Annotated in this window: 6 protein-coding genes and 1 rRNA gene; 5 read left to right on the top strand and 2 right to left on the bottom strand. The window is 43.4% G+C overall.

What is annotated here, in order from left to right:
* Positions 1 to 3: 3 nt before the first annotated feature.
* Positions 4 to 117: ribosomal RNA gene (gene rrf, locus L1D50_RS18255) — 5S ribosomal RNA — on the top strand.
* A gap of 557 nt (positions 118 to 674) precedes the next feature.
* On the opposite strand, the gene purU is transcribed toward rrf, so the two are convergent.
* Together purU and L1D50_RS18245 are read right to left on the bottom strand one after the other, a co-directional pair.
* Complete coding sequence (purU, locus tag L1D50_RS18250; protein ID WP_128725342.1) at positions 675 to 1,505, bottom strand: formyltetrahydrofolate deformylase; 831 nt, start codon at positions 1,503 to 1,505, stop codon at positions 675 to 677.
* 117 nt (positions 1,506 to 1,622) lie between these two features.
* The gene (locus L1D50_RS18245) at positions 1,623 to 5,048 is read right to left on the bottom strand and encodes a PAS-domain containing protein (protein WP_128725341.1); all 3,426 of its coding nucleotides are present in this window, start codon (positions 5,046 to 5,048) and stop codon (positions 1,623 to 1,625) included.
* Positions 5,049 to 5,458: 410 nt separating this feature from the next.
* On the opposite strand from L1D50_RS18245, the gene L1D50_RS18240 reads away from it, so the two are divergent.
* The 4 genes from L1D50_RS18240 to L1D50_RS18225 all read left to right on the top strand — a co-directional run bounded on the left by L1D50_RS18240 (position 5,459) and on the right by L1D50_RS18225 (position 10,008).
* On the top strand, positions 5,459 to 5,722 hold the full coding sequence (locus L1D50_RS18240; protein WP_010607553.1) for a DUF4212 domain-containing protein: 264 nt from the start codon (positions 5,459 to 5,461) through the stop codon (positions 5,720 to 5,722).
* Positions 5,723 to 5,733: 11 nt separating this feature from the next.
* Positions 5,734 to 7,458 carry a sodium:solute symporter family protein gene (locus tag L1D50_RS18235; RefSeq protein ID WP_010607554.1) on the top strand — a complete coding sequence of 575 codons (1,725 nt, stop codon included), beginning with the start codon at positions 5,734 to 5,736 and terminating at the stop codon, positions 7,456 to 7,458.
* Positions 7,459 to 7,548: 90 nt separating this feature from the next.
* Positions 7,549 to 9,387, top strand: coding sequence for a DUF294 nucleotidyltransferase-like domain-containing protein (locus L1D50_RS18230; protein WP_239966546.1), 1,839 nt, complete (start codon positions 7,549 to 7,551; stop codon positions 9,385 to 9,387).
* Between the two features lie 3 nt (positions 9,388 to 9,390).
* The gene (locus L1D50_RS18225; protein ID WP_138524236.1) at positions 9,391 to 10,008 is read left to right on the top strand and encodes a 3'-5' exonuclease; all 618 of its coding nucleotides are present in this window, start codon (positions 9,391 to 9,393) and stop codon (positions 10,006 to 10,008) included.
* Positions 10,009 to 10,099 lie beyond the last annotated feature (91 nt).

The following is a 10,099-nucleotide window of genomic DNA, read 5'->3' as shown; positions in this document are numbered from 1 at the left end:
TTTCCTGATGACCATAGCGTTTTGGAACCACCTGACCCCATGCCGAACTCAGAAGTGAAACAAAACAGCGTCGATGATAGTGTGGGCTTCCCATGTGAAAGTAGAACATCGTCAGGGCCTTATTAGAGAAACCCGTTGCAGCAATGCGACGGGTTTTTTGCTATGTGGGATTTGAAAACATATCACAAGCAATCAACACATCGCGAGGCAAGCTCGCTCCCACCACAGCACCTGCACTGAGCAGCGTGGTCGGAGGTGGTTTACCCGCCGAGCTGTTGGGCTTCTCAAACAAAAAGAATTAAACATCCTAGTTCGTAGCGAGCCAGGGCCTTATTAAAGGTCGATTAACAGCATTCATCCATGGTTCTAATCGACATTAGTACATCCATGTACGTCAAACCCGTTGCAGCAATGCGATGGTTTTTTTTGTTTGGAATTTAGAAAACCTCGTAAAATCATCGGTATCGCTAAACCACTCAACTAACTTATTCGTGCCTGTTCCTTAATAGCTCACTTTCTTTTTTGGTCGAAAGATCTGATCTTGGAACAGGCTTATAGTTCACTTGTTTTTAAATTCTTATCCCAAGCTGGAGTTAACTAAGCTAGTTGGTATAATTTCTTCACGCATCCATGCGCTTAATTCCCATGCTGCTAAACAGCGTTTCTAATCCTGATTATGAAAAGACGACAGTTTTATTGCCGTTAATGAAAAGCTTATGCTCGCAGGCTAATTGCAACGCGTTACAAAATACTGTTTTTTCAATGTCTCTACCGATTCTTGCCATTTCTTCAGCATTTTGAGCATGGCTAACTTGTGTGACATTTTGGGCAATAATAGGTCCTTCATCTAATTCATCATTAACAAAGTGAGCGGTAGCACCAATAATTTTCACACCACGCTCAAATGCCTGATGGTAGGGTTTTGCACCGATAAAGGCGGGCAAGAATGAGTGATGGATATTAATAATTTTCCCGTCAAAGCGCGAGACAAATTCCGGTGTTAAGATCCGCATATACTTTGCCAAGCCAACAATATCGGGATCATATTGTTCGATTAAATCAGCCATTGCACTGTCATGCTCAGCTCTACTCAACCCTTCATGTGATACCAGATGAAAAGGAATACCAAAACCTTTAACAAGGGGTTCCAACGTATCATAGTTTGCGATAACTGCTTGCACTTCAATATTGAATGCTTGTTCATATTGTTTAAGCAACACACCGCCTAAGCAGTGTGCTTCCTTCGTCGCAAGTAGCACCACTTTTGTTCGCTCTTGCCCGTATAGGTTTAACTTGGCACCAGTTGGTAATGACTGACGAAGTTGTGCTAGAAAGTTATCACTGGGTGTGCCTGTGAGCTCTGTACGCATAAAGAAACGCTGTCCTTCTTTATCTACAAACTCATTATTGCGCGTGATGTTTAGGTCGTGCTCATGACAAAGGCTTGTTATCTTCGCGATCAGTCCTATATCATCTTTACACTCTGTCGTTAGTACGTAACTCATTTCCTCATTCCAATTCATCTAAACGAACTTTCAGAATACTGCGAATTGGCAGTGAGATAAACGCTTACTGACAAAAAACTTTGCAATTGCTATGGTATTCAGCAACTGTCTGTGCGCTCACCGCCCATGGTTGAGCAGAGCCTTGAGTTTCGCTGGCTTTACTGGCTTAGACAGGTAATGGATCTGCTCACTTTTAGCGGCGACTTTTACTTCTTCATCCCTCACAGCGGTAATTAAAATAGCTGGAATCGTATCTTGCCACGCGGTGCGTAGCGATTTGATCAAAGAGATCCCGTCACAGTTATCGTTAAGTTGATAATCCATTAAAATAACATCTGGTGCGGAGTTATGTTTTGCGTAAGCAAGTGCGTCCTCTACCTTATAAAACAGCTGGTAGTGGCAATGCCATTTATCTAGCAGGCTCGCCATGGCTTCTAAATTTTTCGGGTCGTCATCAACCGCGATGACATTAAGTTGAGTTTTGTTTTGCGGCTTTTGGCTAATATCTTCTTTTACTTGGAGTAAATCCACATTGCCATAGGGTATATCTATGGCAAAGCGGCTGCCTTGATTGACAACCGAGTTCACTGAAATCGTGATGGATAATAGATCGCATAGGCGTTTCACAACACCAAGCCCAAGTCCAATACCTTTATTATCGCCAGCTTGAATACGATAAAAATCGTTAAAGATCTTATTTTGCTCATGGTTTGAAATACCAGGGCCGGTATCCCATACTTCAAGCCTCAAACTATGTTTACGGCGTCGACAGGCGATAAGCACTTTGCCACTGTCGGTATATTTAACGGCATTGGAAACCAGATTTTGAATGATCCGGCGCAGGTAAGTGGTGTCGCTGTGTACAATGCTGTGGGAGCTTCTCACCTTAAGTTCGAGACCTTTCTCTTTTGAAATGATGGCATACTCATTTGCCAGTGGTAGTAAGATATCGTCAATGTTGAAGTGCCTAGGAGTGGGCTTCATTGCACCTTGCTCAAGTTTTGCAATATCCAAAAGCGCACTCATCAGGTGTACAGTAGAGTCTAGGCTATCGGTGAGTTTTTCAAAGTTACCCTGATCTTTACTTATTAAATTGTTGCTATCAATCGCTGCTAGGTACAGACGTGCGGCATTGAGTGGTTGCAAAATATCATGACTGGCAAGCGCTAAGAAGCGGGTTTTACTCTCATTTGCTTGTTCTGCTTCTTTTTTAGCGGCCATTAGTGCCTGCTCTGTTTCGTGACGATTGGCTATTTCCGCTTTAAGATCCATGTTAATGGTGCGGATCTCTTGGGTTCTGGCCTCAATACGGTTCTCTAGATCCATATTGATTTCTTCCAGTGCGTTTTGCGTCGCAATATGTGTGGTAATATCTGAAAAACTCGTCACAAATCCGCCTTCAGGCAGCGGGTTTCCCGTCATCTCAAATACTTGGCCATCACGACGGTGGCGAATAAAGTGGTGAGGAGTACCATTTTTCAGATGTTGAACTCGTTTATCGACGTGTTTATCAATTTCACCAGGTCCGCATTCACCGCGTTCGGCGTTAAAGCGGATCACTTCCTCTATCGGTTGTCCAACTTCTAAGAAACCGTCTGGGTAGGCGAACATCTCGTGATAACGCCTGTTCCATGCAACAAGTTTTAGATCTTTATCAACAACCGAAATTCCATGGCTTAAATTTTCTAATGAGGTATAAAGTAGGTTTTGGTTGAACTGCAGTGCTTGTGTGGTTTCATCAAAAAAGTTAACTACCTCTTCAAATGCCATTTGGCGACCAGAGGATACGGTACGGATCAGAGCTTGGGCTGATGAAGCTCCGAGCACTCCCGTGAGTGCACGCTCACAGAATGAGATAAATTCAGGAGCTGGGTACGCGTCATTATCTTCTAAAATATTATTTTGAGCATAGTGCCCAAGCAATTGCTGACTGCGCTGAACCCCCAAGAAGGTTTGTAGCAACACTTTAAAGTCATACACGGTAGCGCGAACTTGTTTATTCAAGCGTTTAGATAGTGCAGCCTGATCTTTAGGGTTTACGAATGCTGCAGCCTGAATACGGTCGATTAGGCGCTCCTGTGCACCGATAGAGAAGCTAATATAGCAGCTAATGTTAGCGAGCAGTGCAAGTAAAGTTCCTCGGGTGATAAGGGTCTGACGCATTTCATAATCAAGTAATCCACCGGCTTCCAAAATTGGAAACATAAGAAATAGCATCCAACAGATAAAGCCCGCGATGAGCCCGGCATATACACCATACGCATGGCCTTTGCGCCAATAAAGCCCACCGACAATCGCAGGCAGTAGCTGAGTAACTAATGAGAAGGCGACTAATCCCATATTCGCGAGTGCCTCACCATGGCCAAACCATTGTTGGTACATATATGAAAGTAATAAGATTGCGGCGATAACAAAGCGCCGAACTAAGAGTATTTGACTCTTAAAACTGCTGTTTAGAATGTTTTTTTTAAATTTACGCTTGAACAACAAAGGCAATACTACATCGTTTGATAACATTGTACTGAGTGTCAGTGTTGCAACGACTATCATGGCCGTTGCCGCTGATAAACCGCCGATAAATACAAATGTAGCGAGGATTGGATGCTCCATCATAATAGGTAAAGCGAGTACGAAACTATCTGGTGCGGCACCATAGCCAATGTCGGGATGGATAGCGGCGGTAGCGATCGGGATGATCATGGCCGCTATCAATAACAGGTAAAGTGTAAATGCCCAGCGTGCGGTTTTTAAGTGTGAAGTGTTGTGGTTATCTACCACCACAACGTGAAATTGTCGTGGCAAACAGACGATGGCAGCCGCTGCCATGAGCGTTTGTCCAACAAAATTGAAGTTAAAGAAGTCAAAGGATTGCCAATGTTCGCTCAATGCTTCAAATGAGTCGGGAACCTGAGTTAAGGATTGCCATGCAAGCACGGCTACAATACCGAGCGCGAGCAGTTTAACGATAGACTCAAAAGCAACAGCCAACATCAACCCTGAGCGATACTCAGTCACATCCACCTTTCTTGTGCCAAAGAAAATCGCAAATAATGCCATGATTAAAGTGCCAGCTAATGCGAGCGCAGTGCCAGACACTTGCTCGTCCTGCTGTAATAACAAGAAGCTACTACTCAAGGCTTTGAGCTGAAGTGCAATATACGGAATGGTAGCCAATAGGGCTATCATCGTTACCATGACGGCCGTCGTTTGGCGTTTACCGTATCGTGCTGAAATGAAGTCGGCAATGGTGGTGATATTCTGCTTTTTACTGACCAATATGAGTTTACGTAAAAACCCCTGACCGAACAAAAACAGTAAAATGGGGCCTAAAAGAATGGGGAAGTAATGCCAGCTACTGGTGGCCGCAGTACCTACCGAGCCGTAATAAGTCCAAGAGGTACAATAAATCCCTAAGGAAAAGGCATAAACAAACGGATGATGACTAATTTTGAGTGCGCGGGGGGTGGTTTTATCTCCCCAGTTGGCGAGCCAAAAAAGTACACCAATATAAGCAGCGGCAACGAGGAGTAAAATGGCAGTCATAGTGTTTGTTATAGTTTTTGTTGTTTATACCGTCATACTTTAGCAAACAAATGGCACCCATAGTCTAGTTTACTGTATAATTTTATTTGAGCTTTTAATCTTATTAACAATCAAAGTGTTAGGTTTTTATTTGGTAAGTAAGGGCGTTCATTCACCATTCAAGTTAGACTAATGTCTTACTGTCGTATCTATTCATTGAAAATACATCTTCATCCAACCTGTTTTGACTTATCTTTTTGTTTATAAAGACTTTTTAATTCTTATGAATATCATGTATCTGCAGTTTACGTAAACGTTAACTTGCCGTTACGACTAAGGTCTCAATTTCAACTTATCAAGCCGTTGCTACTCTCATTAAGGTCTATTAACACAACTTGCTCTATGTTGGAGCGGGTGATAGGAGATTTAAAATGGCTTTTAAAAGTGAAGAACAAGCGAAAGCATATTGGTCAGAAAATCTCGCCTTGATGTTTAAGCTACTCGCTATTTGGTTTGTCGTCTCATTTGGATTTGGCATTCTGTTAGTTGATGTGCTCAACGAAGTTCGTTTTTTTGGATTTAAACTCGGATTTTGGTTTTCTCAGCAAGGCGCAATTTATACTTTTGTTGCGTTAATTTTTGTCTACGTTTCAAAAATGAATGCATTAGACAAAAAATACGGCGTGGACGAGTGAGGGGCTAATCGATGGATGTTCAAATTTTAACTTTTATTATCGTCGGCCTTAGTTTTGCGCTCTATATCGGTATCGCTATCTGGGCGAGAGCTGGGTCCACGAATGAATTCTATGTTGCTGGCGGCGGCGTACCTCCAGTTGCAAACGGTATGGCAACTGCTGCAGATTGGATGAGTGCAGCGTCCTTTATTTCAATGGCGGGGATTATTTCCTTCGCTGGTTACGACGGCGGTGTTTACCTGATGGGGTGGACCGGCGGTTACGTATTACTTGCTCTGTGTTTAGCACCTTATTTACGTAAATTTGGTAAGTTCACGGTACCTGATTTTATCGGTGATCGTTACTATTCTCAGGTTGCACGTGTGGTTGCGATTTTGTGTGCTATCTTCATCTGTTTTACCTATATTGCTGGTCAAATGCGTGGTGTTGGTGTGGTGTTCTCTCGTTTCCTCGAAGTGGATATTGAAACGGGTGTTTACATCGGAATGGTGATTGTATTCTTCTACGCGGTACTTGGCGGTATGAAAGGGATCACTTATACACAGGTCGCTCAATATTGTGTACTTGTCTTTGCTTATTTAGTTCCTGCTATTTTCATTTCACTGATGATGACAGGCCATTTGCTACCACAAACCGGTTTTGGCGCAACGTTGGCTGATGGTTCGGGCACCTATCTACTCGACAAGCTAGATGGACTCAGTACCGAACTCGGTTTTGCGCAGTACACCGAAGGCTCTAAGAGTATGGTTGATGTGTTCGCTATTACCGCTGCACTTATGGTTGGTACTGCTGGTCTGCCACATGTAATTGTTCGCTTCTTTACCGTTCCTAGAGTAAAAGACACACGTATTTCAGCTGCTTGGACCTTAGTGTTTATCGCTATCGTATATACAACTGCACCTGCTGTTGCGTCATTCGCTCGCGTAAACATGATCGATACTATCAACGGTAAAGATGGTAGTGGCACGGTATATGAAGAAGCACCACAGTGGGTGAAAAACTGGGAAAGAACGGGCCTTATCGTATTCAATGATAAGAATGGTGACGGCAAAATGCAGTACTCTGCAGGAAAGATTGATGATCCTGCAAGTGCAAACGAGGTGAAGATCGACCGCGATATTATGGTATTAGCAAATCCAGAAATTGCGAATCTACCTGCATGGGTGATTGCACTGGTCGCCGCAGGTGGTATTGCTGCGGCGCTCTCGACAACTGCTGGCTTGCTATTGGTTATTTCAACATCGGTATCACATGACTTGTTGAAACGTACCATTAAACCGGATATCAACGATAAACAAGAACTGCTGGCTGCGCGTTTAGCCGCGATGGTAGCGATTGGGATCTCAGCATATTTTGGCATAAACCCGCCAGGGTTTGTTGCATCGGTAGTTGCATTTGCCTTCGGATTGGCTGCGGCGAGTTTCTTCCCTGCAATTATCATGGGGATATTCTCTAAGCGCATGAATAAAGAAGGTGCGATTGCCGGCATGGTAACGGGTATAGGTTTCACTGCGGCTTATATTATTTACTTTAAGTTTGTCAGCCCTGAGCTAAATGCCCCTGCAAACTGGTTGTTTGGGATTTCTCCTGAAGGGATCGGTATTGTAGGTATGCTAGTAAACTTCGTTGTAGCTGCACTGGTTATGAAGGTAACTGCGGACACACCTGAAGAAGTCAAAGTGATGGTTGATGGGATCCGTAACCCTAAAGGGTCTAGCGCTGCTCACGCACACTAAACAATACTAATCGAATTTGCCCAGCCAGCGTGCTGGGCAAATTTGTTTTTGATAGCGTAAAATTGTAGACGATTAAAAGGATAGTTAGGTATGACGCCAGAAATTCAAGATGTCTTTCAGTTTGTTTATAAACAAGCCCCGTTTTCTGAATTGCCCGAAGCGGCTGCCAGCTACTTTTCAAAACATATCGAAATTGTTTATCTTAGCCAGACGAATCAACAAGATTGGCTTCAAGATGGCAAGCCAAATCTATATTTGCTGCGCTCAGGTGTAGTTGATCTTATCTCAGCTAAAGACGAAGTCATTGGTCGTATGAGCGAGGGAGACTACTTTGGTTATCCTTCTTTATTAACCGGTGATGCCATTCAAAATCACATCGAAGTTCAAAAAGATGGCTTGGTTTATATTCTCAATGAGCAGAACTTTGACTTTTTGCGCCGAGAATACAAATCGTTTGAGCAATACTTTGTTAGAGCACATGCTAACCGACTACTTTCTTCTCGTTATAAACAGCAGAGCGAAACTTGGTCAGAGCGGAAAATATCTGAGCTAATGACTAAAGATGCGGTTACTATCGCGCCAACAGCGAGTATTCGTGACGCTGCCAAATTGATGAGCCAGCATCGTGTTTCATCAATTATGGTCACGGAGCAAGCGCGCTTGGTTGGTGTTGTGACGGATAGAGATCTGCGCAATCGAGTTCTAGCGCAAGACAAAGATCCCAGTGCTCCACTTGCTGAGATCATGACGGAAAAGCCAAAACATATTTTTGAAAACAACCGTGTGTTTTCGGCCCTGCATTTAATGCTTAAGCACAATATTCATCATTTGCCTGTGTTAAATGAAGCATATAAACCACTGGGCATGCTGACCAGCACCGATCTGCTGAGACAGCAAAAAAGTGATCCAGTGCAGCTTATCGGCAGGATCTACAAAGCACAAAACCTTTTGGCTATCAAAAGCTGTGCTCAGGAGATCCCGGATCTATTACGCCAATTTTCCTATCATATCGAAGATATTTCATTGATTGGCAAACTACTAAGCGGCCTCACTGATGCACTAACATCAAGATTAATCTATTTATATCAACAGCAACATGGCGCCGCGCCTTGCCGCTTTGCGTGGATCTGTTTTGGCTCTCAGGCACGGGAAGAGCAGACCTTACATTCAGATCAGGACAATGGTTTATTGCTACCAGACAATATCAGCGAAAACGATCGCAGTTACTTTGCTGCTTTAGGCGCGTTTGTCTGTGAGCAACTCAACGAGTGCGGTATTCAATCTTGCCCGGGAAATATCATGGCTAGTAATATAGATTGCCGTGGCACAGTTGCCCAGTGGACCGCCAAATTTAGCAATTGGATCTTGTCTCCTACGCCAAAAGCGATGCTTAATTGCAAGATCTACTTTGATATGCGTTTTATTGATGGCGCCAGCGATCTCTATGCGACCCTTCGCCAATCTTTGGATCAGATCAGTCGAAACGAGCTGTTTTATGCGGCAATGGCGACAGACATCAACGCAAATTCGGTACCGATCGGGATCTTTCAACAATTTAAACTGGAAAAAGACAAGAGCAAACATAAGTATTTAGATCTTAAAAAACGTGGGGTTGCTATTATCAACGATGTGGTTAGGTTGTATGCGCTAAAGGTTGGGGTTGCAAGGGCTAACACATTAGAGCGCCTAGAGACACTGACTAAAAGCCCATTACTTGCTAAGTCGGATATCGACAATTTAAAAGACTGTTGGCGGTTCTTAACACAATTGCGGCTAAAGACTCAAATCAACCGTGAAGGATTACCAGGAAATTGTATTAACCCAGAAAACCTCTCTTCTCTAGAACGGCATCAACTCAAAGAAGCATTTTATTTAGTAAAACAAGCACAGCAGGCGAGTGCGTTTAAGTTTGCTCGAGGGAGTTTATAAGCAATGAATTGGTTTTCTCACTCTATTGCTAAGTGGCGCTATAAACATCTGCCGTTTGCGCAAGCCGAGTTAGTGGTGCTAGATCTTGAGCTCACCGGGCTTGATCCTAAGCGCCATGAAATTGTGTCGGCTGGTTGGTTGCCGATTAAAAATATGCGGATCCGAGTGAAAGATGCGCAGTATCATTTGAACAGTGAGGTGCAATCGCTTGCACAAAGTCCAGTTTTCCACGGTATTAGTAGTAGTCGATTGGCTGAGGGTGAATCCTTACAAACTTTGTTGCTGGCGCTTCAGCGCGCGCTCCACGGTAAAGTGTTGGTATGTCATAATGTACAGATGGATTGGGCGTTTCTTAAGGCAGCATTTCAGCGCTTTGAACTAAATGTAAGACCTGCCTTGCTATTAGATACTATGCAGATAGACAAGCGTCGTGTATTAAAGCAAGGCTATCCGTTGGCGCAAGATGCATTAACCCTAAACGCTTGTAGAATGCGTTATGGTTTACCTCCTCATCAATTGCATGATGCGCTCAGCGATGCTTTAGCGACAGCGGAGCTACTGTTGGCGCAATCTCAGGCCATTTGTGCTGGCGGTAAATGTAAAATTGCGGATTTAACTTGAGTAATACTAATTAAGTTAACTCCTCAATCAATTTGAAGAGTTAACTATCATGCGAGCGGTGTTAGAATTTTTTCATTTATAACAAATAAAT

This window comes from Pseudoalteromonas sp. Isolate6, from assembly GCF_022398435.1.
Classification (GTDB): Bacteria; Pseudomonadota; Gammaproteobacteria; order Enterobacterales; family Alteromonadaceae; genus Pseudoalteromonas; species Pseudoalteromonas galatheae.
Note: the sequence above shows the minus strand (reverse complement) of the source record. Positions and strands in the feature narration are given on the sequence as shown.